Source organism: Lichenibacterium minor (assembly GCF_004137685.1).
Taxonomy (GTDB): domain Bacteria; phylum Pseudomonadota; class Alphaproteobacteria; order Rhizobiales; family Beijerinckiaceae; genus Lichenihabitans; species Lichenihabitans minor.
In genome coordinates, this window is sequence record NZ_QYBB01000012.1 from 108,309 (window position 1) to 133,270 (window position 24,962).

At 71.1% G+C, this 24,962-nt stretch carries 17 protein-coding genes and 2 pseudogenes; 10 read left to right on the forward strand and 9 right to left on the reverse strand.

Annotation, left to right across the window (positions count from 1 at the left end; translation table 11 throughout):
- Positions 1-185 precede the first annotated feature (185 nt).
- The 5 genes and pseudogenes from uvrA to trmFO all read left to right on the forward strand — a co-directional run bounded on the left by uvrA (position 186) and on the right by trmFO (position 6,089).
- Positions 186-3,107, forward strand: a complete 2,922-nt coding sequence (gene uvrA / locus D3273_RS12575) for an excinuclease ABC subunit UvrA (RefSeq protein WP_245501145.1) — start codon at positions 186-188, stop codon at positions 3,105-3,107.
- A 558-nt stretch (positions 3,108-3,665) separates the two neighbouring features.
- Positions 3,666-3,794, forward strand: a pseudogene (locus tag D3273_RS29140) (DUF1127 domain-containing protein); the annotation flags it as partial.
- A 226-nt stretch (positions 3,795-4,020) separates the two neighbouring features.
- Positions 4,021-4,152: pseudogene (locus D3273_RS29940) on the forward strand (DUF1127 domain-containing protein); the annotation flags it as partial.
- A 244-nt stretch (positions 4,153-4,396) separates the two neighbouring features.
- The gene (locus D3273_RS12590) at positions 4,397-4,555 is read left to right on the forward strand and encodes a DUF1127 domain-containing protein (protein ID WP_129227035.1); all 159 of its coding nucleotides are present in this window, start codon (positions 4,397-4,399) and stop codon (positions 4,553-4,555) included.
- A gap of 112 nt (positions 4,556-4,667) precedes the next feature.
- The gene (gene trmFO / locus D3273_RS12595; protein ID WP_129227037.1) at positions 4,668-6,089 is read left to right on the forward strand and encodes a methylenetetrahydrofolate--tRNA-(uracil(54)-C(5))-methyltransferase (FADH(2)-oxidizing) TrmFO; all 1,422 of its coding nucleotides are present in this window, start codon (positions 4,668-4,670) and stop codon (positions 6,087-6,089) included.
- 46 nt (positions 6,090-6,135) lie between these two features.
- Here the strand turns inward: trmFO and D3273_RS12600 are convergent, their stop codons facing one another.
- The 6 genes from D3273_RS12600 to D3273_RS12625 form a co-directional block, all read right to left on the reverse strand.
- Positions 6,136-6,507, reverse strand: a complete 372-nt coding sequence (locus D3273_RS12600) for an SUF system Fe-S cluster assembly protein (protein ID WP_129227039.1) — start codon at positions 6,505-6,507, stop codon at positions 6,136-6,138.
- A 49-nt stretch (positions 6,508-6,556) separates the two neighbouring features.
- A complete protein-coding gene (locus D3273_RS12605; protein ID WP_129227041.1) occupies positions 6,557-7,804 on the reverse strand; it encodes a cysteine desulfurase in 1,248 nt (415 codons plus the stop codon).
- Between the two features lie 5 nt (positions 7,805-7,809).
- On the reverse strand, positions 7,810-9,132 hold the full coding sequence (gene sufD / locus D3273_RS12610; RefSeq protein WP_129227043.1) for a Fe-S cluster assembly protein SufD: 1,323 nt from the start codon (positions 9,130-9,132) through the stop codon (positions 7,810-7,812).
- Positions 9,133-9,143: 11 nt separating this feature from the next.
- Positions 9,144-9,896, reverse strand: coding sequence for a Fe-S cluster assembly ATPase SufC (gene sufC / locus D3273_RS12615; RefSeq protein ID WP_129227045.1), 753 nt, complete (start codon positions 9,894-9,896; stop codon positions 9,144-9,146).
- A 175-nt stretch (positions 9,897-10,071) separates the two neighbouring features.
- A complete protein-coding gene (sufB, locus tag D3273_RS12620; protein ID WP_129227047.1) occupies positions 10,072-11,544 on the reverse strand; it encodes a Fe-S cluster assembly protein SufB in 1,473 nt (490 codons plus the stop codon).
- A gap of 84 nt (positions 11,545-11,628) precedes the next feature.
- The gene (locus tag D3273_RS12625; protein WP_129227049.1) at positions 11,629-12,789 is read right to left on the reverse strand and encodes a cysteine desulfurase family protein; all 1,161 of its coding nucleotides are present in this window, start codon (positions 12,787-12,789) and stop codon (positions 11,629-11,631) included.
- 268 nt (positions 12,790-13,057) lie between these two features.
- Here D3273_RS12625 and D3273_RS12630 point away from each other — a divergent pair, with 268 nt between their 5' ends.
- Positions 13,058-13,738: an alpha/beta hydrolase gene (locus D3273_RS12630; RefSeq protein WP_129227050.1), complete on the forward strand. Its 681-nt coding sequence runs from the start codon at positions 13,058-13,060 to the stop codon at positions 13,736-13,738.
- 67 nt (positions 13,739-13,805) lie between these two features.
- Here D3273_RS12630 and D3273_RS12635 read toward each other — a convergent pair whose 3' ends face one another.
- Positions 13,806-14,906, reverse strand: a complete 1,101-nt coding sequence (locus tag D3273_RS12635) for an anhydro-N-acetylmuramic acid kinase (RefSeq protein WP_129227052.1) — start codon at positions 14,904-14,906, stop codon at positions 13,806-13,808.
- 158 nt (positions 14,907-15,064) lie between these two features.
- On the opposite strand from D3273_RS12635, the gene tyrS reads away from it, so the two are divergent.
- Complete coding sequence (tyrS, locus tag D3273_RS12640) at positions 15,065-16,336, forward strand: tyrosine--tRNA ligase (protein ID WP_129227054.1); 1,272 nt, start codon at positions 15,065-15,067, stop codon at positions 16,334-16,336.
- A 136-nt stretch (positions 16,337-16,472) separates the two neighbouring features.
- Here the strand turns inward: tyrS and D3273_RS12645 are convergent, their stop codons facing one another.
- The gene (locus D3273_RS12645; protein WP_165359478.1) at positions 16,473-20,075 is read right to left on the reverse strand and encodes a DUF3971 domain-containing protein; all 3,603 of its coding nucleotides are present in this window, start codon (positions 20,073-20,075) and stop codon (positions 16,473-16,475) included.
- Positions 20,076-20,194: 119 nt separating this feature from the next.
- Between D3273_RS12645 and D3273_RS12650 the strand changes: the two genes are divergently transcribed.
- The 3 genes from D3273_RS12650 to D3273_RS12660 all read left to right on the forward strand — a co-directional run bounded on the left by D3273_RS12650 (position 20,195) and on the right by D3273_RS12660 (position 23,499).
- Positions 20,195-20,668 carry a peroxiredoxin gene (locus D3273_RS12650; RefSeq protein ID WP_129227058.1) on the forward strand — a complete coding sequence of 158 codons (474 nt, stop codon included), beginning with the start codon at positions 20,195-20,197 and terminating at the stop codon, positions 20,666-20,668.
- 164 nt (positions 20,669-20,832) lie between these two features.
- Positions 20,833-22,134 (forward strand): M23 family metallopeptidase, encoded by a 1,302-nt coding sequence (locus tag D3273_RS12655; protein ID WP_129227060.1) that lies wholly within the window; start codon positions 20,833-20,835, stop codon positions 22,132-22,134.
- A gap of 153 nt (positions 22,135-22,287) precedes the next feature.
- Positions 22,288-23,499, forward strand: coding sequence for a patatin-like phospholipase family protein (locus D3273_RS12660; RefSeq protein WP_129227062.1), 1,212 nt, complete (start codon positions 22,288-22,290; stop codon positions 23,497-23,499).
- 165 nt (positions 23,500-23,664) lie between these two features.
- Here D3273_RS12660 and prfB read toward each other — a convergent pair.
- Positions 23,665-24,793, reverse strand: a protein-coding gene (gene prfB, locus D3273_RS12665) for a peptide chain release factor 2 (protein WP_129227064.1) whose coding sequence is annotated in 2 segments (ribosomal slippage) — positions 23,665-24,723 and positions 24,725-24,793 — 1,128 coding nt in all. Because the reading frame shifts where the segments join, the coding sequence is not laid out codon by codon here.
- Between the last annotated feature and the right edge of the window lie 169 nt (positions 24,794-24,962).

Consider the following 24,962-nt stretch of genomic DNA (forward strand, 5'->3'; position numbering starts at 1 on the left):
GGTCCATGGCCGGCCGTCCCCGTTCGGAACCCCGTCCCGCCATGGCGCAGCAGCCCCGCACCAAGACCGCCAAAGAGCCTCGCGCGCCCCAGCCGGAGGGCGGCGGGGAAGGCCCGGCCCCGCGCATCGTGCGCAAGGTCCGGGCGGTGAAGGGCGGCGCGGCCGAAGCCCCCGCCGCCGCCGAGATGAGCGACGACCGCCTCGCCAAGCTGTTCGACGCGGAGCCGCCCCGCACGCCCGAGCGCGATTCGATCGTGGTGCGGGGCGCGCGCGAGCACAACCTGAAGAACGTCGACCTCACGATCCCCCGCGACAAGCTGGTGGTGTTCACCGGCCTGTCCGGTTCCGGCAAGTCGAGCCTCGCCTTCGACACCATCTATGCCGAGGGCCAGCGCCGCTACGTCGAGTCGCTGTCGGCCTACGCGCGGCAGTTCCTGGAGATGATGGGCAAGCCCGACGTCGACCAGATCGACGGCCTGTCGCCCGCCATCTCGATCGAACAGAAGACCACGTCGAAGAACCCCCGCTCCACCGTCGGCACGGTCACGGAGATCTACGACTACATGCGCCTGCTGTGGGCGCGCGTCGGCATCCCGTATTCGCCCGCCACCGGCCTGCCGATCGAGAGCCAGACCGTCAGCCAGATGGTCGACCGCGTGCTGGCCATGCCGGCGAACACGCGTCTCTATCTGGTCGCGCCGGTGGTGCGCGGCCGCAAGGGCGAATACCGCAAGGAGATCGCCGAATACCAGCGCAAGGGCTTCCAGCGCTTGAAGGTCGACGGCGAATTCTACCCGATCGACGAAGCCCCGGTCCTCGACAAGAAGCTGAAGCACGACATCGGCGTGGTGGTGGACCGCATCGCGGTCCGGCCCGACATGGCGACGCGGCTCGCCGAAAGCTTCGAAACGGCGCTGGAGCTCGCCGACGGCATCTCGATCGTGGAATTCGCCGACGAGCCGCCGGAGGGCTCGCCGCGGGAAGTCGTGTTCTCGTCGAAGTTCGCCTGCCCGGTGTCGGGCTTCACCATTCCCGAGATCGAGCCCCGGCTGTTCTCCTTCAACAACCCGTTCGGCGCCTGCCCGGTCTGCGCCGGCCTGGGCTCGCAGATGCAGGTCGATGCCGAGCGCGTCGTTCCGGACCCGACGCTGAGCCTCAAGCGGGGCGCGGTGTCGCCCTGGTCGAAGTCGTCGTCGCCCTATTACGCCCAAACGCTCGACGCGCTGGCGCGCCACTACAAGGTCAAGCTCGACACCAAGTGGAACGCCCTGCCCCAGGCGTTCCGCGACGTCGTGCTGTTCGGCTCCGGCGAGGAGCCGATCCGCTTCCAATACGACGACGGCTCGCGCGCCTACGGCGTCACCAAGCCCTTCGAGGGCGTGGTGCGAAGCCTCGACCGGCGCTTCAAGGAAACCGACAGCGAGTTCATCCGTGACGAGATCGGGCGCTACATGGGCGCCGTGCCCTGCCCGACCTGCACGGGCGCGCGGCTGAAGCCCGAGGCCCTGGCGGTGCGCGTCGCCGACCGCACCATCTCGGCCGCGGCCGAACTGTCGATCCGCAAGGCCATCCTGTGGTTCGACGGCCTGCCGGCGCAGCTCGACGCCAAGCGCAACGAGATCGCGGCGCGCATCCTGAAGGAGATCCGCGACCGGCTTCGGTTCCTCATCGACGTCGGGCTCGACTACCTCACGCTGGGCCGCGGCGCCGGGACGCTGTCGGGCGGCGAAAGCCAGCGCATCCGCCTGGCCTCGCAGATCGGCTCGGGCCTGACGGGCGTGCTCTACGTGCTCGACGAGCCGTCGATCGGCCTGCACCAGCGCGACAACGAGCGCCTGCTCGGCACGCTGCAGCGGTTGAAGAGCCTCGGCAACAGCGTGATCGTGGTCGAGCACGACGAGGATGCGATCCTGTCGGCCGACTACGTGGTCGACGTCGGGCCCGGCGCGGGCGTGCACGGCGGCCACATCGTGGCGGTCGGCACGCCGGCCGACATCATGGCCAACCCCGCATCGCTGACGGGGGACTACCTCGCGGGCCGGAAAACCGTCGGCGTGCCGCGCCGCCGCCGCGCCGCCAAGGAGGGACAGTCGCTCCGGGTCGTCAACGCGCGGGGCAACAACCTCAAGAACGTCACCCTGGAGCTGCCGCTCGGCACCTTCTCGTGCATCACGGGCGTGTCGGGCGGCGGCAAGTCGACCCTGGTGATCGATACGCTCTTCGCCGCCGCGGCGCGCAAGCTGGGCGGCGGCGCCGAGCATCCGGCGCCGCACGACGCCGTCGAGGGATTGGAACACCTCGACAAGGTCATCGACATCGACCAGTCCCCGATCGGCCGCACGCCGCGCTCCAACCCCGCCACCTACACGGGGGCCTTCACGCCCATCCGCGACTGGTTCGCGGGCCTGCCGGAATCGAAGGCGCGCGGCTACGGGCCGGGGCGCTTCTCCTTCAACGTCAAGGGCGGACGCTGCGAAGCCTGCCAGGGCGACGGCGTCATCAAGATCGAGATGCACTTCCTGCCCGACGTCTACGTCACCTGTGACGTGTGCAAGGGCAAGCGCTACGGACGCGAAACGCTGGACGTGAAGTACCGCGACCATTCCATCGCCGACGTCCTCGACATGACGGTCGAGGAGGCGGCCGACCTGTTCAAGGCCGTGCCGTCGATCCGCGACAAGATGAAGACGCTGGCGCGGGTGGGGCTCGGCTACGTCAAGGTGGGGCAGCAGGCCAACACGCTGTCGGGCGGCGAAGCGCAGCGCGTGAAACTGTCGAAGGAGCTGTCGCGGCGCTCGACGGGGCGCACGCTCTACATCCTCGACGAGCCCACCACGGGCCTGCACTTCGAGGACGTGCGCAAGCTCCTCGAGGTGCTGCAGGAACTGGTGGACCAGGGCAACACCGTGGTGGTGATCGAGCACAACCTCGAGGTCGTCAAGACGGCCGACCACATCGTCGACCTCGGGCCCGAGGGCGGCGACGGCGGCGGGCGCATCGTCGCCTCCGGATCGCCCGAGGAGGTCGCGCGACACCCCGCGAGCCACACCGGGCGATTCCTGCGCGACGTGCTGGCGCGCCGGCCCTTGAAGGCCGCGGCCGAGTGACCGGCGGCTAGACCGCCGGACCCGTCGGTCCGGCCTCGCGCCGATCGGGACACCTCCGGCGCGGCCGCGCCTGACGGCCCTCCGCCGCGGTTCGGGCCGCGATACGGGGCCGTCCCGCGCGACGGCACCCCATCCGCCCGGCCCCATCCTGGCCGACGCGCGCCGAACGCGCGCGCGACTCGAACCGCGTCGCCGGCTTCGCACGGATGCCCTTTGTTGCGATGCACCACGGACGGCTGCAGCGAAAAAGGGCGAGCCGCCGCACGCCGTGCAGCCTGGGCGCCAAACTGCCTACGAGACGAGCGTCGACCGCCTCTGTCATGCAGTTTTCACATGACAACCTGCCGACAAACGGGTGACGACGCTGGATGCGAGGTCAGACAAGCGCTTTTCAGCCTCAATTCCTACCTGAATGTGAATGAAGCCACGCGTCTCCTGCATATCAGACGACGCGCATCCTCCCTTCTCGCAATGCCGAAAGGGCGTATATTGCATTGCATCAAAGGCCGAACGGAGCGGGTCGTCTGACCGGCCTCGCGACAGGCAAGGAACCTTTCCATGCTGAACATCATCGCCTCCTGGCGCCGCGAGCGCGAAGCCGTCCGCGAGCTGTCCCGCCTGTCGGACCGCGAGCTCGCCGACCTGGGCATCGCCCGGTCCGACATCCGGTCCGTCGCCGAAAGCGCGTCGCGGGACGTGGCACCTCGCCCGGTGCCGACCGTCGCGATGCCGGCCTGGACCGCCAACGCCCGCCAGTCCGTCGCCGCCTGACATCCTTCCCGCCGCCCCGAACCGCCGGGCGCCGGCTTTCGAAGATCGACCCGCCTCTGCCCGCCCCCGTGTGGAGGGCATTCAAACCTTCGTTCCCTTGCCGGATGGCCGGCGTCGGAACGACAACAACAGGAATGATCCCATGATCAAGTCCATCAAGACCCGCCTCGCCGCCTGGAACCAGCAGCGCGAAACCATCCGCGAACTGTCGATGCTGACGAACCGCGAACTCGCCGACCTCGGCATCGGCCGCGGCGACATCCCCTTCGTGGCCGACGGTTCGCTGCTCGTCTCCGGCGACGTCGCCGCCCCGGTCACCGCCGACGACGCGCTGATCGGCCCGGCCTGGGCCGCCCACGTGCCGACCTCCCTGGCCGCCTGAACCGACCGGGACATTCCCTGGGCCGACGAGGCTCCGGAACATGACATGCCCGCCGTTTTGTGTGGGTGGGCATGACCCAATCGCCCGTGCGCCGCTCCGAGCGGCAGCGGCGGGCTAACAGAAACGGAGAAACTCCATGCTGAAGTCCCTGACCCTGAAGATCGCCGCCTGGCGCCGCTATCGCGATTCCGTCCGCGAGCTGTCCCGCTTGTCCGACCGCGAGCTGAACGACCTCGGGATCGGCCGCGCCGACATCTCGGCCCTCGTCCGCCAGAGCGCCGACAGCGAAGCCTGAAACGCCGGCCGAGGCCGTCCGTCCGCGCCCGCTGGGAGCTTCCGCTCCGGCGGGCGCTTCACTTTCGAGGACCCGCCTTGCGACGGCCATGCCGGTCCCGTAGGTGGATGGGATGTCGACCTCAAAGCCCGAACCCATCCACGTCATCGGCGGCGGCCTCGCCGGCTCGGAAGCCGCGTGGCAGATCGCCCGCGCCGGCGTCCCGGTCGTGCTGCACGAGATGCGGCCGACCCGGCCCACCGACGCCCACAAGACGCAGGACCTCGCCGAACTCGTCTGCTCGAACTCGTTCCGCTCAGACGATGCGCTCGGCAACGCCGTCGGCATCATCCACCGCGAGATGCGGCGGATGGGGTCGCTCGTCATGGCTTGCGCCGACAGCCACCAAGTGCCCGCCGGCGGCGCCCTGGCGGTGGACCGCGACGGCTTCGCCGCCGCCGTGACGCGCGCCATCCACGCTGAACCGCTGATCGAGGTGCGCCGGGAAGCGGTGGACGGGCTGCCGCCGGACGACTGGAGCAGCGTCGTCGTCGCGACCGGGCCGCTGACGTCGCCGGGGCTGGCGGCCGCCGTTGCGGCGCTGGCCGGCGAGGAGCATCTCGCCTTCTTCGACGCCATCGCGCCGATCGTCCACAAGGACTCGATCGACTTCGACAAGGCCTGGTACCAGTCGCGCTACGACAAGGTGGGGCCGGGCGGCAACGGGCTCGACTACATCAACTGCCCGCTCGACCGCGACCAGTACGAGGCCTTCGTCGACGCCCTGTTGAGCCGTGAAGCGACGTCCTTCAAGGAATGGGAGGGCACGCCCTACTTCAACGGCTGCCTGCCGATCGAGGTCATGGCGGAGCGCGGGCGCGAAACGCTCCGGCACGGGCCGATGAAGCCCGTGGGGCTGACCAACCCGCGCGACCCGCTCGTCAAGGCCTACGGCATCGTCCAGCTCCGCCAGGACAACGCGCTCGGCACGCTCTACAACATGGTGGGCTTCCAGACGAAGCTGAAGCACGGGGCCCAGGTCGAGGTGTTCCGCACCATCCCGGGCCTGGAGCGGGCGGAATTCGCGCGGCTCGGCGGCCTGCACCGCAACACCTTCATCAACTCGCCGCGCCTGCTCGACGGACGGCTGCGGCTGAAGGCCATGCCGCGGCTGCGCTTCGCCGGGCAGATCACCGGCTGCGAGGGCTACGTGGAAAGCGCGGCGGTCGGGCTGATGGCCGGTCGCCTGGCGGCAGCCGAGCGGCGCGGCGAGGAGCCGGCCATGCCGCCGGCCACGACCGCCATCGGGGCGCTCATCAACCACATCACCGGCGGCCACATCGAGACGATCGACGCCGGCCCGCCGTCGTTCCAGCCCATGAACGTCAACTTCGGGCTGTTCCCGCCCCTCGGCGAGGCGCCGCGGTCGGAAACCGGGAAGAAGCTGCGCGGGCCCGAGAAGTCCAAGGCCAACAAGCTGGCGATGAGCCTGCGGGCGGAGCGGGACCTCGACGGCTGGCTGGGCGTGGCGGAGCCCGCCGCCGCGGCGGCTTAGCGGGACGGCCCTTCTCCCGCTGCGGGGAGAAGGGCCGTCCGCTGCCTCACCACATGTCCAGCGCGACGCGGGCCTCGTCCGACATGCGGCTCTGGTCCCACGGCGGGTCGAACACCATCGACACCTTGGCGCCGGCGACGCCCGGCACGGCCGCCGCGGCGGTCTCGACCCACCCGGGCATCTCGCCCGCCACCGGGCAGCCCGGGGCCGTCAAGGTCATGTCGATGGCGACGAACTTCGAGTCGTCGATCTCGATCTTGTAGATGAGGCCGAGCTCGTAGATGTCGACCGGGATCTCGGGGTCGTAGACGGTCTTCAGGGCCGCCACGAGCCCTTCGGTGATCTGGTCGAGTTCGGCGGGCGGGATGGCGGAAGCCGGATCGATCTCCGGCAGGTTGGGCGCGGTGGCGTCTGACATCGTTGTTTCCGTCTTGAGCTGGCGCGGGTCGGCGACAGCCGACACGCGTTCAGGCGAAGAGCGCTTCGGCGCGCAGCAGCGCGTCCGCCAGGGCATCGACCTCGCCGCGCGTGTTGTAAAGGCCGAAGGAGGCCCGGCAGGTCGCCGTGACGCCGAAGCGCTGCAGCAGCGGCATGGCGCAATGCGTGCCGGCCCGCACCGCCACGCCGTAGCGGTCGATCACGGTCGCGACGTCGTGGGCGTGGGCGTTCTGCATCGCGAAGGACACGATGGCACCCTTCTCCGTCGCGTTGCCGAAGATGCGCAGCGAGTTGACCCGCCCGAGCCGCTCGTGCGCATAGGCGGTGAGGTCGCGCTCGTGGGCGCGGATCCTGTCGCGGCCGATCTCGCGCATGTAGTCGAGGGCGGCGCCGAGGCCGATCGCCTGGACGATCGGCGGCGTGCCGGCCTCGAAGCGGTGAGGCGGCGTGTTGTAGGTCACGCCCTCGGTGGTGACGACGTCGATCATCTCGCCGCCGCCGTTGAAGGGCGGAAGCCCGGCCAGCATGCCCTTCTTGCCGTAGAGCACGCCGATGCCGGTGGGGCCGTACACCTTGTGTCCGGTGAACAGGTAGAAGTCGGCGTCGAGGTCGCGCACGTCGACGTCGAGATGCACCGCGCCCTGCGAGCCGTCGACCATCACGGGGATGCCGCGCGCATGCGCGATGCGGATGATCTCCTTGATCGGCGTGATCGTGCCCAGCATGTTCGACATGTGCGTCATGGCGACGATCTTGGTGCGCGGCGACAACGCGGCCTCGAACGCGTCCAGCGACAGGTTGCCGTCCTCGTCGCAGTCGACCCACTTCAGCACCGCACCCTTGCGCTCGCGCAGGAAATGCCAGGGCACGATGTTGGAATGGTGCTCCATGATGGACAGCACAATCTCGTCGCCCTCGCCGATGTGGGCGAGCCCGAACGAGGACGCGACGAGGTTCACCGCCTCGGTGGCCGACCGGGTGAAGACGATCTCGTCGACCGATTCGGCGTTGAGGAAGGCGCGGACCTTCTCTCGCGCGCCCTCGAAGGCCTCGGTGGCGGCGTTGGCCAGGTAGTGGAGGCCGCGATGCACGTTGGCGTATTCGGTCTCGTAGGCGGTGGAGATGCGCTCGATCACGGCCCGCGGTTTCTGCGCCGAGGCCGCGTTGTCGAGGTAGACGAGGGGCTTGCCGTAGGGCGTCAGCGACAGCGCCGGGAAGTCCCGGCGGATGGCCTCGACGTCGTAGGCGGGCGAACCCTGGGTTCCGTGATCGGGCATGGTCATCACCGTCCGTGCTGGCGCAGCCACTCGCCGACGCGGTCGTTCATCTCGTCCTTGACGGACGCGACCGACACCGTCTCGATCGCCTCGGAGGCGAAAGCTTCGAGCAGCAGGGCCTGCGCTTCGCGAAGCGGGATGCCGCGGGCGCGCAGGTAGAAGAGCTGGTCGTCGTCAAGCGCGCCGACCGTCGCGCCGTGGCCGCACACCACGTCGTCGGCGAAGATCTCCAGCTCCGGCTTGTTGTACATGTTGGCGCCGTCGCCGAGGAAGACGCACTTGGACAGCATCTTGCCGTCCGTCTTCTGCGCACCGGGCGCCACGACGACGCGGCCCTGGTAGATGCCCGTCGCTTCCCCGTCGAGGATATGCTTGAACAGCTCACGGCTTTCGCAATGCGCCGCCGTGTGGGTGACGATCAGCGTCGTGTCGGCGTGACTCTTGCCGTCGAGCAGCGACACCCCGTAGAGGTGCGCCGTGGCGTTCTCCCCCACGAATTCGAGGTAGGCCTGGCGGCGCGTCACGCCACCCGTCGCCACCAGGGTCGTGGCCTCGAACTTCGCGTCCGCGCCGAGCCTGATCAGCGTGGTGCCGAGGTGCAGCGCCTGCGGGCCGAGCCCGTCGATGCGGGCGAGATGCTCGAAGCTGGCGCCGTCGCCGACGGCCGCCACCAGGACGGTGGCGGCGAGCGACTTGGCGTCGCCCAGCGACGCGTGCCGCTCGACGAGGGTGAGGGAAGCGCGGTCGCCGACCTTCACGTAGCTGCGGTCGTAGGTGGCGGCCGGCGCGCGGCCGCTGAGCAGCATCACCAGCTCGATCGGCGCGGCCGCTTGGGTGTCCGGCGCGACGACGATCATGGCGCCGCCCTGCAGGAAGGCGGCGTTCAGCGCCAGCATCGACTCGACCTGGCCGAGCTTCTGCGCGGCGGCGAGGCCGGCGTCGAGGTCGCCGGTCGACAGGGCGTCGAGCACCGACGTCACCGTCACGCCGGCGGACAGCGCCGACAGGTCGGACAGTTCGGGGCGGTAGGTGCCGTCGAGCACCACAACGCGGGCGGCGCCCGGCACGGCATGGGCCGCCAGGCGCTCGCGCGCCGCCTCGATCGTGGCGGCGTCGGGCTCGGGCGCCGGCGGCAGCGCTTCGCGCACGAGGCCGCGCAGGTCGGTGTAGTGCCAGCTCTCGATGCGACGGCTCGGCAGGCCGGCCTCGGAGAACAGCGTGAAGGCTTCGTCGCGCCGCCCCGCCGAAGCGTCGGCCGGGCGGAAGGCGCGGAACTGTTCGCCGAGCATGCGCTCGGCGTCGTGTTCGCGGCGGATCATCGGGGGCATGGGATCGGGCCTCAAGCGGCGGCGTCGGCGACGTAGTCGCGATAGCCGTTCTTTTCGAGCTCGAGCGCCAGCGCGGCGTCGCCGCTCTTGATGATGCGCCCCTTGCTCATGATGTGGACCACGTCCGGCTTGATGTAGTCGAGCAGGCGCTGGTAGTGGGTGATGACGAGGAAGCCCCGGTTGGCGGCGCGCAGGGCGTTGACGCCGTTCGACACGATGCGGAGCGCGTCGATGTCGAGGCCGGAATCCGTCTCGTCGAGCAGGCCGTAGCGCGGCTCCAGCAGCGCCATCTGCAGGATCTCCATCCGCTTCTTCTCGCCGCCGGAGAACCCGACGTTGAGCGGGCGCTTCAACATATCGGGATTGACCTCGAGCCGCTCCGCGCCCTGCTTCACGTGGCGCATGAAGTCGGGCGTGGACAGTTCCGGCTCGCCGCGGGACTTGCGCTGGGCGTTCACGGACGCCTTCAGGAACGTCATGGTGGCGACGCCGGGGATCTCGACCGGGTACTGGAAGGCCAGGAACAGGCCCTTCGCGGCGCGCTCTTCGGGATCCATCTCCAGAACGTTCTCGCCGTCGAGCAGGACCTCGCCGTCGGTCACCTCGTAGTCCTCGCGGCCGGCGATGACGTAGGACAGCGTCGACTTGCCGGAGCCGTTCGGCCCCATGATGGCGGCGACCTCGCCGGGATGGACCTTGAGGTCGAGACCGCGGAGGATCTTCTGGCCTTCCACCTCGACGTGGAGATTCCTGACTTCGAGCATGCTGGTGAACCTTGGCTTCGTCGTTCTTCGGAGTCGCGGACCGTTCCGGCCGCGCGTCCCCGCGCGGGCGGGGATGCAGGGGCCGAGGGCGCGACGGGGATCGGGATGGGCGGCCTTCGGCCGATCGTCGCAGCGCCCGTCCCCGCCTGCGCGGGGACGGGCGGCGGGTGTCAGGTCAGCCGACGCTGCCTTCGAGCGAGATGGCGATGAGCTTCTGCGCTTCCACGGCGAACTCCATCGGCAGCTGCTGGAGCACGTCGCGCACGAAGCCGTTGACGATCAGGGCGGTCGCCTCCTCGCCGGACAGGCCGCGCTGGCGGCAATAGAACAGCTGGTCCTCGGAGATCTTCGAGGTGGTGGCCTCGTGTTCGAACACCGCCGTCGAGGTCTTGGCCTCGATGTAGGGGACGGTATGGGCGCCACAATGCTCGCCGATCAGCAGCGAATCGCAGTTGGTGAAGTTGCGGGCGTTGGTGGCCTTGCGGTGGGCCGACACGAGGCCGCGATAGGTGTTGTCCGACTTGCCCGCCGCGATGCCCTTGGAGATGATCCGGCTCGTGGTGTTCTTGCCGAGGTGCACCATCTTGGTGCCGCTGTCGACCTGCTGCATGCCGTTCGAGATGGCGATGGAATAGAACTCGCCCCGCGAGTCGTCGCCGCGCAGGATGCAGGACGGGTACTTCCAGGTGATCGCCGAGCCCGTTTCCACCTGCGTCCAGGAAATCTTGGCCCGCGCCTCGCGGCAGTCGCCGCGCTTGGTCACGAAGTTGTAGATGCCGCCCTTGCCCTCGGCATCGCCGGGGTACCAGTTCTGGACCGTGGAATACTTGATCTCGGCGTCTTCCAGGGCGACGAGCTCGACCACGGCGGCGTGGAGCTGGTTCTCGTCGCGCATCGGGGCCGTGCAGCCCTCGAGGTAGCTGACGTAGGACCCCTTGTCGGCGATGATCAGCGTGCGCTCGAACTGGCCAGTCTTGGTGTCGTTAATGCGGAAATAGGTCGACAGCTCCATCGGGCAGCGGACGCCCGGCGGGATGTAGACGAACGAGCCGTCCGAGAAGACGGCGGAATTCAGCGTGGCGAAATAGTTGTCGGTCACCGGCACGACCGAGCCGAGGTACTTCTTGACCAGCTCGGGATGGGTGTGGACGGCCTCGGAGATCGGGCAGAAGACGACGCCCGACTTGGCGAGCTCGGCCTTGAAGGTCGTGGCGACCGACACCGAGTCGAACACCGCATCGACGGCCACGCGGTTCGTCGGCTCGACGCCGGCCAGGATCTCCTGCTCGCGCAGCGGGATGCCGAGCTTCTCATAGGTGCGCAGCAGTTCGGGATCGACCTCGTCGAGCGACTTCGGGCCGGCCGTGCCCTTGGGGGCGGAGAAATAATGCAGGTCCTGGTAGTCGATCGGCGGGTGCTTCACGCGCGACCAGTCGGGCGACTCCATCGTGATCCAGCGGCGGTAGGCTTCGAGGCGCCATTCCGTCAGCCAGGCCGGCTCCTCCTTCTTGGAGGAGATGAAGCGAACGATGTCCTCGCTGAGGCCCTTCGGGGCGCGCTCGGCCTCGATCTCCGTGACGAAGCCGTACTTGTACTCGCTGACGTCGATGGCCTTGACCTGATCGACGGTGTCCTGAACTGCCGGCATCTCAACACTCCCGGACCGGCCGCGCACGCGCCCCGGTCGTCTTGCATCCGTCGGCCCGGATCGGGCCCTCTTCCTGGCATATAGTCATGCTGCGGTGCGGTTCCGCCCCCCACGCATGCGGTGCAGTGCCGTACCGAGCGCATGTGTGGCGCGGTCCACGTCGGCTTCGGCCGAATCCCACCCGAAGCTTACCCTGATCGCACCCGAAGTGAAACTGGCATTCACTTTCATGGCGTCGAGGACATGCGACCTTCCGACCTTCCCGGACGCGCAGGCCGAGCCCGACGACACCGCCACCCCGTCGAGGTCGAGCGCCATCAGCAGGCGCTCCGCCGAAACGCCCGGCACCGCGAAGGCGCAGGTGTTGGGCAGGCGCGCGGCGCCCTGCCCCGCCACGGCGGCGTCGGGCGCCACCGCGAACAGCGCCGCCTCGAAGCGGTCCCGCAGCGCGGCGAGATCCGGTGTCGCCGCCCGCGCCGCCGCGCAGGCCGCCCCGAAAGCCGCGATGGCCGGCACGTTCTCGGTGCCGGACCGCAGCCCGCGCTCCTGGCCGCCGCCGCGCAGCACCGCCGACCCCGGCGCCACGCGACCCGAGGCGACGACGAGGGCGCCCGCGCCGGCGAGGCCGCCGAGCTTGTGGGCGGACAGGAGAAGGATGTCGGCGCCGAGGGCCCGGCAGTTGATCCGCCCGGCCGCCTGCACGGCGTCGCAGACGAGCGCGCCACCCCGGGCGCGGGCCAGCGCGGCGATCCTCGGCACGTCCTGGAGCACGCCGGTCTCGTTGTTGGCGGCCTGGACGGCGACGAGCGCCCGGCCCCCCTCCGCCAGGGCACGGCCCAGGGCCTCCGGATCGAGGGTGCCGTCGGCCGCGACGGGCAAGACCGTCACGGCTTTCGCCGGGAAACGGTGGCCTTTCAGCACGGCGGCATGTTCGGTGGCCGACACGAGCAGGCGCTCGAAGCCGCCCCGGCCGTCGGCGACGAGGTCGGGCGTCAGCGCCAGGGCCGCGGCTTCCGTCGCGCCCGAGGTGAACGTCACGCCGTCGGTGCGCGCGCCGACGAGCGCCGCCACCTCGGCCCGCGCCCGCTCGACCACGGCCCGGGCGCGACGCCCTTCCGCGTGGACCGAGGACGGGTTCGCGGCGCATTCCAGCGCCGACAGGGCGGCCGCCCTGGCTTCCGGGCGCAGCGGTGCCGTCGCGTTGTGGTCGAGGTAGACGCGCGGGCGGGCGGGCTGGCGGGTCACGGGTGGTCCACTCGAAAGTCTTGCAATTGCAAGGGTCAGGCGTGCTAAGAGGCCGCTTGCCCGTGGACAAGCCCTCGCTCGGTCCGATGGACGGCGGCCGACGGCCTGTTGGAATCGTTCTACGCTGTTAGAATCGTTCTAACGGGGTTACGGCCTCCGGATATTCGAGTCAAGCGAGCGCCCGGGGCCGTCACTCGTCCGCCGCGCCGTGGCCGGCCGGGACCGGCGAGCCCGGCCCGATCGCGGCCACGGAACGCCTGGAGATCCCATGCCTGAAGTCATCTTTGCCGGGCCCGCCGGCCGCCTCGAAGGCCGCTTCCACCCGGCCAAGAAGCGCGGCGCGCCGATCGCCATCGTGCTGCATCCGCACCCGCAGTTCGGCGGCACGATGAACAACCAGATCGTCTACAACCTGTATTACGCGTTCGCCGAGCGAGGCTTCTCGGTGCTGCGCTTCAACTTCCGCGGCGTCGGCCGCAGCCAGGGCCATTTCGACCACGGGGCCGGCGAGCTGTCGGACGCCGCGGCGGCGCTGGATTGGGCCCAGACGGTGAGCCCGGACGCGCGCGCCTGCTGGATCGCCGGCTTCTCGTTCGGGGCCTGGATCGGCATGCAGCTCCTGATGCGCCGCCCGGAGATCGAGGGCTTCATCTCCATCGCGCCCCCGGCGACGCTCTACGACTTCTCCTTCCTGGCGCCCTGCCCCTCGTCGGGCCTGTTCGTCCACGGCGACAAGGACCGCGTGGCGCCGCTGAAGGAGGTGCAGACGCTGATCGAGAAGCTGAAGACGCAGAAGGGGATCCTGATCGAGCATGCCGTGATCCCGGACGCCAACCACTTCTTCGAGAACTGCGTCGACACCCTCATCGGCGAAGTCAGCACCTACCTCGACCGCCGTCTCGACAACCCGGTGCGGACCGCGATCCCGGCCCGCAGCTCGGGCACCTGAGGGGGCATCCCGGCGGACCCGCCGGCCGCTGCCGCCGGGCGGACGGACGCGCCGCGGAGACGGCCCGTCACACCCGCCCGCCGAACGCCACGCCCCCTGTCGCCGGCGCCGCAACGCCCGTCGTGCCCGGGAAGGTGATCGGCAGGCCCAGGCGCGACCGCACCGCCAGGTAGGCGAAGGCCTGCGCTTCCACGGCGTCGCCGTCCCAGCCGAGCGCCGCGGCCGCGAGGACGCGGCACGGCAGCCGAGCGGCCAGCAGGTCCATCAGCGTCGGGTTGCGGGCGCCGCCGCCGCACACCACCAGCACGCCCGGCGCCGCCGGCAGGTGGGCGAGCGCCCGCGCAACCGAAGCCGCCGTGAAGTCGGTCAGCGTCGCGGCCGCGTCCGCGGTCGACAGCGGCGCCACGGGCGCGCGGGACCAGGCGTTGCGGTCGAGCGACTTCGGCGGCGGGGCGGCGAAATAGGGGTGCCGCATCAGGTCGGCGACGATGCCGGGATGGATCCGGCCCGCCGCCGCGGTGGCGCCGTCCCGGTCGAAGGCCGCACCGGTCCGCTCCAGCATCAGGTCGTCCACCAGCGCGTTGGCGGGACCGGTGTCGAAGGCGAGCGGATCGCCCGCGTCCGGCAGGAAGGTGATGTTGCCGACGCCGCCGAGGTTCAGCACGGCCGCGGGCAGCGCCAGCCCGGAAGCCGCCGCGAGCGCGCGGTGGAAGGCCGGCACCAGCGGGGCCCCCTGCCCGCCCATCGCGACGTCGGCGGCCCGGAGGTCGGCGACCACGTCGACCCCGGTGTCGCGCGCCAGGCGGGCGCCGTCGCCGATCTGCACGGTGAGCCGGCGTTCGGGCCGGTGGAGCACGGTCTGGCCGTGGAAGCCGATCAGCTCCAGGCGGCGCGCTTCCGCCGGATGGGCCGCCAGGAACTCCCTCACCGCGGCGGCGTGCAGCGCCGTGATCCGCGTCTCGGCTTCGGCCAGGGCGCCCGGCCGGGCGTCGCGGTCCGACAGCGAAGCGGCGTCGGCGAGGGCGCGCCGCAGGAGCGCGCGGTCGGCCTCGGCATAGGGGGTGAACGCCGTCGGGCCGAACTGCAGGCGGTCGCGACCGTCCGTGTCGAGCAGCGCCAGGTCGATGCCGTCCATCGACGTGCCGCTCATCAGGCCCAGTGCCAGCATCGCCTCAGCCTTCCCGCGCCGCCGCGCGCCGCCTTCGCGGCGCGCTGTCCGCCCGCCCCGCCCGAGCGTCGCCGAAGTTGCGCGGGCCGGCAAGACGCCATAGACGGGCCGACACGCGGCGCCCGAGCGCCGGCCCTCCCCGAAGCGTCGAGTCCCCCATGTCCGCCAGCGCCGTCGAGGCCGAACCCGCGTCCGAGTTCCTCCGGATCCTGCGCGAGCGCGGCTACATCCACCAGACCTCCGACGAGGCCGGCATCGACGCCCTCGCGCGGGCGGGGCAGCTCAACGCCTATGTGGGCTACGATTGCACGGGCCCGTCGCTCCACGTCGGGCACCTCCTGTCCATCATGATGCTGCACTGGCTGCAGGAAACCGGCGCCGGCAAGCCCATCGTGCTGATGGGCGGCGGCACGACGCGGGTCGGCGACCCGTCGGGCAAGGACGAGTCGCGCCAGATCCTGTCGCTGGAGCAGATCGAGGCCAACAAGGGCAGCATCCGCGGCGGGTTCGAGCGCCTGGTGCGCTTCGGAGACGCCCCCGGCGATGCCGTCATGGTGGACAACGCCGATTGGCTGACGAAGCTGAACTACATCGATTTCCTGCGCGACGTGGGCCGGCATTTCTCGGTCAACCGCATGCTGTCGATGGACAGCGTCAAGCTGCGGCTGGAGCGCGACCAGGAGCTGTCGTTCCTGGAATTCAACTACATGTGCCTCCAGTCCTACGACTTCGTCGAGCTGAACCGGCGCTTCGGCTGCCGCCTGCAGATGGGCGGCTCGGACCAGTGGGGCAACATCGTCACGGGCCTGGACCTCGGGCGCCGCATGGGCGCCCCGCAGCTCTACGCCCTGACCTGCCCCCTCATCACGACGGCGTCCGGCGCCAAGATGGGCAAGACCGCGTCCGGCGCCGTGTGGCTCAAGGCCGAGATGCTGAGCCCCTACGGCTACTGGCAGTTCTGGCGCAACACGGAAGACGCCGACGTCGGGCGCTTCCTGCGCCTGTTCACGCTGCTGCCGATGGACGAGATCGCTCGCCTGGAAGCCCTCGGGGGCGCCGACATCAACGAGGCGAAGAAGCGCCTCGCCACCGAGGCGACGTGCCTGATGCACGGGCGCGACGCCGCCCAAGCCGCGGCCGAAACGGCGCGCCTGACCTTCGAGCAGGGCGAAGTGGCGGACGACCTGCCCAGCGTCACGGTGCCGATGGCCGAGTTCGAGGCGGGGCTGGGCGTCCTGTCCGCCTTCACGCGCTCGGGGCTCGTGTCGTCGAACGGGGAAGCGAGGCGTCAGATCAAGGGCGGCGGGCTGAAGGTGAACGGCGACGCCGTGGCCAGCGACACGGCGGTGCTCGGGCCGCGCGACATCGTCGCCGGGTCCGTGAAGCTGTCCCTCGGCCGCAAGAAGCACGTCCTGCTCAAGCCGGAGTGACGCGGCACCGGCCGCGAGGGGCCGGAGCGCGCGTCGCGCGACGTCCGCGACGTCGCTTCGCAGCGCGGATGTCGGCTCCGCCCAGGCGCCGCGCGGGCTCGCGATGCGGCCCCGGCTCGTTCGGCCGGGTGGCGTGTCATTCCTGGCCGAGCCGCAGCGCGTCGTCGCCCGCCGTGGGGGCGCGCTGGGCCGACCCGTCGATGGCGCCGAAGATCTGGCGCAGGAAGCCCGGCGCCAGCACCGACAAGGGGTTGACGTTGAGCACGGGGTTGGCGGCCGAGCCGGTGATCTTGTAGTTCAACCCCAGCAGCCCCTCGTGCCGCCCGCCGCCGAGCAGCGGCCCCAGCACGGGGAGCTGCGAGAACAGGTTGTTGACCCCGAACAGCGGCACGAAGGTGCCGCCGAGGTTCACCTGGTCGCGGGCGAAGTCCACCGTCCCCGACACGGTGGCGCCGAGCGCCGGGCCGAACATGGAGCCGTCCCTCACCTCGACGATGTTTCCCGTCTTGCTGAACGACGCTTCGAGCTTGCGGAACGACATGGCGGACGGGTCGATCCCCGTCGCGTCCGCGGCGGCGCCGCCGTCGTCCCGGCGCTGGCTCGCCAGGCCCTCGACGGCGAGCTTGCGCACCGCGGGGTCGTCCCGCACCGTGAAGTCGTGCACGGCGGCGTAGCCGTCGAGCCGCTGGCCCAGCATCACCAGGTTGGCGTCGAGCCGCCCGCCGGCCATGCGCTTGTACAGGTCCATGAACAGCAGGGCGGCGCCGGCGTCGCCGGCGTGGACGAGGAAGTGCGGCGCGTTATCGATCTGCGACGTCGCGACCGTGAGCGGCTGGCGCCCGAGGCGCCCCGCCAGCGTCACCCGCCGGATCTCCTTGCCGCGCCGCAGCAGGCGCAGCTCGGCCCCCGTCACCGCCTGGCTGTTCTGCCCGGTGAGGATGCTGGCGTGCAGGTCGAGGTCGAGCGAACCCTTGGCGCCCGCTACGCCGCCCGGCGCGCTCGGCGCCGACATCCACTTCAGGAACGGCCGGGCGTCGAGGTTGGCGGCACGGGCCGTCACCTTCAGGGTGTCGCCGCTCTGCTGCGCGTCGATCCCCATCTCGTCGCCCGGCGACAGCTTCACCTGGGCGAATCTGGCGGACGCGAAATCGCCGTCGCGGTCGAGGTCGACCCGTCCCCTCACGATCGCGCCGTTGCCCTCAAACGACAGGTTGTCGAGCGTGACCCCGCCGTCGCGCTGCAGCACCGTCAGGGTGGCCCGCGCGGGGCGGCCCGCCGGCTTCGCGAAGCCCGGCACCAGTCCATCGATGCTGGCGCGCCCGAAATCCACGTCGACCGCGGCCCTGGTCTTCTCGCCGTTCGACAACGCGGCCGTGACCTTGACGGCCACCGGCCCCTTCAGCCCCGCCGCCGTCATGCCGGCCTTGGCGCGCGCCGCCTCGTCGAGGGTCAGGGCGATCACGGCTTCACCCGGGCCCCCTGGGGGCTTGTGGAGGTCGATGCTGGTCTGGGCGCCGTAGAGCCGTCCCTCGCCCTTGGCGTGCAGCCCCGTCTTGGGATCGACGTCGACCTTCACCGTGGCGTCCGTCAGGCCTTCCTTGCCGACGAGCTTGTCCACGGCGAGGCCGGTCGCCGTCGCCGTCACCGAGAAGGCGGCGGCATTCGCCGGCACGTCCTTGCCGATGGGGAACTGGACGTCGAGCCGGCCGTCGATCTGGCCGTGCAGCGTCCCGCTGTCGGCCGGCAGGTCGGCATAGGGCTTCAGCGCGTCCCGCTGCAGAAGCTCGGCCATCGTTTCGATCGCCCCGGTCACGTGGGCGTCGACGAAGGCCGGCATGGGCTTCGGGTCGTTGTCGGGGATGCGGAAGGTCGACCCTTCCGCGAGCTGGAGCCGCTTGCCGGCCGCGACGTCCATGTCGCCGTGCGCGACCGTCATCGCGAAGGTCCGGCCCGTGACCGTGCCGGTGGCCGACAGGTCGGACAGCGGCGGTACCCCGGCCATGAAGGCCAGGGACACGCCCGACACGCCGAAGTCGACGCGGACGTGCCCATCGGCCACCGAGCGTTCCGCCTTCATCAGGGCGAAGTCGGCGTCGTCGAGGTCGGCCGTGGCGGTGCCGCCGTCGACGGTTCCGCCCTTGAGGTTGGCGAGCAGCCAGGCCCGCACCGGCGCCGCCACGAAGCTCGGCCACAGCCGCACCAGCGTTTGCGCCGGCATGTGCCGCACCGTCGACACGTCGTGGACGCGCAGGCCCGCCGGGCCGGAGCGGATGTCGGCGGTGCCGCTGAAGTCGACCTCCGGCCCCGACACGTCGAAGCGGTCGAGGGCGAAGTGCCGGTCGGCCGGGAAATAGCGGAAGCCGATGCCCGCGCGGGCGATGCGGATCGGCTTCTCGTTCGGCCGCTCCGCCCCGACGATGCCGGACGCGTCGATCGCGGACGTCCAGGGATCGCCGGCCCCGCGGGGCAGGTCCACCCGGCCCGTCAGGGTGAAATCCGAGGTCGCCGCACGGAGCTCGGTCCGCTCGATCAGCACCGCGCCGGCCGCGGGATCGAACCGGAAGCCGCCCGCCAGCCCGTCGATGAGCATCGGCTCGTGGTCCGGATCGTCGAGCTTGAAGTAGCCGGCCCCCAGGGCGAACGTGCCCGAAGCGGCGGCGATCTCGCCGCCCGGTCCCACCCGCAGGTCGAGGTGGGCGGCCACCGGCATGTCGAAGTCGAACCCCAGGCTCTTCAGACCGCCCGCCAGCGTGATCTCGTCCAGCGACAGGTTGTCGGCCGACACCGTGAGCCGCCGCGTGCCGTCGGCCTCGGCGGCGGCGCGCGCCGACAGGCTCCAGCGGCCCGCGGGCCCGTCCGCGGCGACCGTCAGCGTCGGCGCGCCGTCGGCGTCGCGGGCGAAGCTCAGCGCCGTGTCGGAGAAGACCGTCGTGGTGTTGTGCACCCGGTCGTCGAGCACGAGCCGGCCCGTGACGTTGACCCGCTGCAGGGCCGTGAGCGCGCTGTCGGGCGCCGTCGCGGCGTCGACGAGCGAGCGCAACGCGGCCGACAAGGCGCGGAGCGCGCCGTTGCCGGGGTGGAGCGGCGCGGCGCCGGCCACGGCGGGGACGGCGTCGGTCGGCGGCGCGGCCGTGTCGGATCGGGTCGCGGGGTCCGTCGCGAAGGCGTTCGCCAGCGGCACCGCGGCGGCTTCCGCACCCGCCGACACCGCGACCTGACCGTCCGGCCGGATGACGAGGCGCAGGTCGACGTCGTGGATGTCGAGCCGCGTCGGGGCGATGCGGCCGACGAGCAGCGCCATCGGATCGACCGCGATGGCGGCGCTCGGGGCCGACACGACGGGGCGCGCCGCGGAGTCCGACACCGACAGGCTCCGGATGGTGAGGGCCGGCCCGTGGTCGGTCGCCTCGATGGCGGTGCCGGACAGGTCGAAGCGGAAGCCGTGGCCGACGCGGGCGTTCAGGGCGGCGACGATCTGCGGCTTGAGGTCGAAGGAGATGGGTCCCTGGCGCAGCTCGATGAACAGCGCTCCGGCCGCCACGGCGGCGAGGAACCCGATGCTGGCCGTGAAGCCCGTCAGCGCGAGCGCGGCTCGGCGCAGCCCGGTCCGGCGGCGCGCCGCCTTGCGCCGCGGCTGCCGCCGCAGGAGGTGCCGCATGCAGGCCGCGGCAGGCTCGTCGATGGATGCGGGCTCTTCCGCCCCATGCGCCTCACGCGAAGAGTCGTGCATTGCGGCCAAGCCGGACGGTTCCCTGGATTGACGGACCGGACGCGACCGACCACCGTTGCGGACACATGCCGACGCGGCCGGCGCCCGCCGGAAGCCATCGGCCCCCAATGGGACGAAAGGAAGACGTCATGGCCGATCCCCTCCAGACGGGCGCACCCGCGCCGGCGTTCCGCTTGTCCCGGGACGGCGGTGACCTGACGCTCGCGCACTACGTCGGCAAGGCCCTGGTCCTGTATTTCTATCCCAAGGACGACACGAGCGGCTGCACGCGGGAGGCGGCCGACTTCAACGCTCTCATGCCGGCCTTTCGCGACGCTGGCGCCGAGATCCTCGGGGTGTCCCCCGATTCCAACCGCAGCCACGACGCCTTCCGCAAGAAGCACGGGCTCGACATCGAACTCGGCTCGGACGAGACCAAGGAAACCTGCGAAGCCTTCGGCGTGTGGCAGGAGAAATCCATGTACGGCCGCAAGTACATGGGCGTCGAGCGCACGACCTTTCTGATCGGGCCGGACGGGCGCATCGCCGAGATCTGGCCGAAGGTGTCGGTCAAGGGCCATGCCGACGCCGTGCTGGCGGCCGTGAAGGCGCTGCCGCGCTGATCCTCAGACGCCCGGGCGCCGTGTGGGGAGCCCGGGCCGGGACCGGTCGTCCCCGACCGGACGCGACGACACGGCCCGCGGTGAGGGATCGTTAACCCTGCCGGCATTATCTCGCTGCGTGGCGTCCATCGCACGGTGGCGCGGCGTGAGGGGTCGTAACGAGCATGCCGGCGCACATCGTTCCCCCGTCCGACGCCCTGCCGCGGTCCCATTACTTCATCACCCTGTCGCGCGGCTCGGGAATGCGCACCGTCGCGGTGCGGGCGCCGCTGGTCCAGCTCGCCATGCTGGTCGTGCCCCTCGTGCTCCTCGCGGGCCTCTGCAGCACGCTCTACCTCGCCCTGCACGACGACCTGATGGCGGGGCTGATGCGCCGCGAAAGCGCGATGCAATACGCCTACGAGGACCGCATCGAGGCGCTGCGCCAGGACCTGGAGCGCCAGGCCGAGCGGTCTCGCGCCGACGCCTCCACCATCGATGCCCGCGTGCACGACCTGTTCGCCCGCGAAGCGACGCTCGAAGGGCGCGCCGCCGCGGTGGCGAGCCTCGCCGCCGAAGTCGCGCCGGTGGCGGGCCGCCCCGCCCTGCCGGCCGCCATCACCGGCCGCGCCTCGGCCACGCCCGCGGCGGCGTTGGGCTATGCCGCGCCCGACAAGCCGCGCCCCGTCGTCGAGCCCGCGACGCGCGGCCCCGCGGGGGCGGCCGGGCTGGAAGACCACGCGTCGCTGCTCGATGCCCCCACGGTGCCCCTGGGCGATCGGCTCGGCGCCGTCGCGTCGTCGCTCGAACGCGTGGGGCGCGGTCAGGTCGCCGCCCTGACGCGCATCGGCGCCGCGGCGCACGCCCGCGCGGCGCGGATTCGCGACCTGATCGAGACCGCGGGCCTGTCGCCCGAGCGCTACCTGCCGAAAGCCGCGGGTGCCGGCCTCGGCGGTCCCTTCGTGCCGTTGCCCGAGGGACCGGACGGCGGCTTCGACCGCGCCGTGGCCGAGTTGCGCGGCACCGTGGCGGCCGCGGGCCAGCTCGAAGCCGCGCTGCCGCGGCTGCCCCTGGCGGCGCCCCTGCTCGGCCGCATGGACGTGACCTCGCCCTTCGGCGCCCGCACGGACCCCTTTCTCGGCCGCCCCGCGCTCCACACCGGCGTCGACCTGCGCGAGGGTTACGGCACCGACATCCGCGCCACCGGTGCCGGCCGCGTGTCCTTCGCCGGCACGGCGGGCGGCTACGGCAACATGGTCGAGGTGGACCACGGCAACGGCCTCGCGACCCGCTACGCCCACATGGGCTCCGTGTCGGTGGCCGAGGGGCAGGCGGTGGCGCGCGGCGCCGTTCTGGGCTTCGTCGGCGCCACGGGGCGCGCCACGGGGCCGCACCTGCACTACGAGGTCCGCATCGACGGCGAGCCGGTCGACCCGACGCGCTTCCTGGCGAGCGCCGACCGTTTGGCCAGCCTCGGCGCCCCTTGAAGGGGGCGGCACCCTTATGCAACACCACCGGCAAATCGTCGGACCTGAAGGAACATCACGGCTTCGCGTAACCTTCCACGGCGAGCATAATGCCGCCTGTTCGACCGTCCCGTCGCGACGGGACGGTCGAAGCGTCACCGGGGTTTCCAGTCCATGTCCTCCACGAAGCGCGCGTCGCTCGCCGGCCTAGCCGCCCTGAGCCTGATCCTCGGGGGCTGCTCGACCACGACGCCGCGCGTCCCCTACACCCAGGCCGAGGCCGAGTCGGCCGACGTCCCCGGCATGCCCTCCGACGTGCGCTTCTACGCCGACGCGCCCGCCTTCGTGTTCGAGCGCTTCCGCCAGGGCGTGGCCGCGCAGGCGCAGGCGCGCCACGAGCCCGTGACCTTTCTGGCTCTGTCGAGCGGTGGCGCGGACGGCGCCTTCGGGGCGGGCTTCATCAGGGGCCTGACCGAAACGCGCCAGCGTCCCGAGTTCACGATCGTGTCGGGCATCAGCACCGGCGCCCTGATGGCACCCTTCGTCTTCCTCGGCCCGCGGTACGACGACACGCTGCAGAAGCTCTACACCGACGGATACGCGTCGGCGCTGGTCAAGAACGTCAATCTCCTCAACGCCGTGGTGGGGAATGCCTTCGTCGACAGCGACAAGCTCGGCAAGTTCATCGCGCAATACATCGACCAGGACGTTCTCGACGCCGTGGCGGCCGAACACCGCAAGGGCCGGCGCCTGATCGTCATCTCGACCAACCTCGACCAGCAGCGCTCCGTCATCTGGAACATGGGGGCGATCGCCAATTCCCACGCGCCCGGCGCGCTGAAGCTGTTCCGCCAAGTGCTGGCGGCGTCGGCCTCCATCCCGGCCCTGTTCCCGCCGCGGCTGATCGACGTCGAAAGCGGCGGCCACGCCTTCCAAGAGATGCACGTCGACGGCGTGGCGCTGCGACAGCTCTACGTGGCGCCCGACGAGGTCATCTACGGCGGCAGGAGCGGGGCGGCCAACCCGATCAAGGACCTCTACATCCTGGTCAACAACAAGATCGACCCGACGTTCAAGGTCGTCGACGACACCACCGTGTCGGTGGCGGCGCGCAGCCTGTCGACGATCCTGAAGCGCGAAGGCCGCAACAACGTCCTGAGCTCCTACGCCTACGCGCAGTCCCACGGCATGGGATACCACATCGCCTTCATCGACGCCGACGTGCCGGAGCCCCCGTCGGGCGACGCGGCCGACCAGTTCAGCACCGAATACATGGCCACGCTGTTCGCGCGCGGCGAAGCGCGGGGCCGCCAGCCTTCGCCCTGGCTGTCGCACCCGCCCCTGTCGACGGACCCGACGGGACACGCCCTCACGGCGGCGCAGTGACGGCGCCCGCCGCGCCCTGACGCCCGAGCGGACCCGGTCGCCGGATCCGCCCGCGGTCGCGGTGACACGGGATCGGCTCAACGCCCGGCCGCCACCACGGAACGCCGCCGGGGCGTCCCGTGGGCCGTCGATGTCGGACCCGGCCCATCGGGCCGGGTCGCGGGTTCAGTCCACGTCCTCGACCACCACCGTGCGGCCGGACAGGCGCTGCGCCAGTGACGCTTCCATGAAGGCGTCGAGCTCGCCGTCGAGGACCTCGTCGGGCGTGCCGGACGTCATCCCGGTCCGCAGGTCCTTCACCAGCTGGTAGGGCTGGAGCACGTAGGAGCGGATCTGGTGGCCCCAGCCGACGTCGGTCTTGGAGGCCGCGTCGGCGTTGGCCTTGGCTTCCTGCTTTTCGAGTTCGATCTCGTAGAGCCGCGCGCGCAGCATGTTCCAGGCCGTGGCCCGGTTCTTGTGCTGCGAGCGCTCGCCCTGGCACGCCACCACGACGCCCGACGGCACGTGGGTGATGCGCACCGCGGAATCCGTCGTGTTGACGTGCTGGCCGCCGGCGCCCGACGACCGGTAGGTGTCGATGCGGCAGTCGGATTCCTTGATGTCGATCTCGATCTTGTCGTCGATCACGGGGTAGACCCAGGCCGACGCGAAGCTCGTGTGGCGCCGCGCCGCGCTGTCGAAGGGCGAGATGCGGACCAGGCGGTGGACGCCCGATTCGGTCTTGGCCCAACCATAGGCGTTGTGGCCCTTGACCAGGATGGTGGCCGATTTGATCCCGGCCTCCTCGCCGGCGCTTTCCTCGATCAGCTCCACCTTGAACTTCCGGCGCTCGGCCCAGCGGGTGTACATGCGGAACAGCATGCGGGCCCAGTCCTGGGACTCGGTGCCGCCCGCGCCCGAATGGACCTCGATGTAGGCGTCGTTGCCGTCGGCCTCGCCGGACAGCAGGGATTCCACCTGCCGGCGCTCGGCTTCGAGCTTGATGGCCTTCAGCTGGTCGATGCCTTCGCGCTCGACGTCGGCGTCGTCCTCGGCTTCGGCGAGGTCGACGAGCGTGACGGCGTCCTCGAGGTCGCGCTCCAGGCGGGACAGGGAGCCCAGGCGGTCCTCAAGCTCGGTGCGCTCGCGCATCAGCTTCTGGGCCGCTCCCGCGTCGCTCCACAGGGCCGGGTCTTCGGATTTGGCGTTGAGTTCGGCTAGGCGTCGCGTGGCTGTATCGACGTCAAAGATGCCTCCTCAGCAGTCCCACGGACTGCTTGATCTGCTCGACGAGCGCCAGGGGTTCGGCTCGCATGGTGGGGCGACATTCCTGTGAGGGGGGCCGTCATGGCCGGAGGGCGAGGAATAGAGGGCACCCGGGGCGCTGTCCAGGCGCCCCCGGGGTCGCGGTGGCGCCCCCTCCCGTGCCATAAGGGCCGGCGAAGCGGTCCCGTCCCGCCGCTGCGACGCGGACGGCGCGGGAC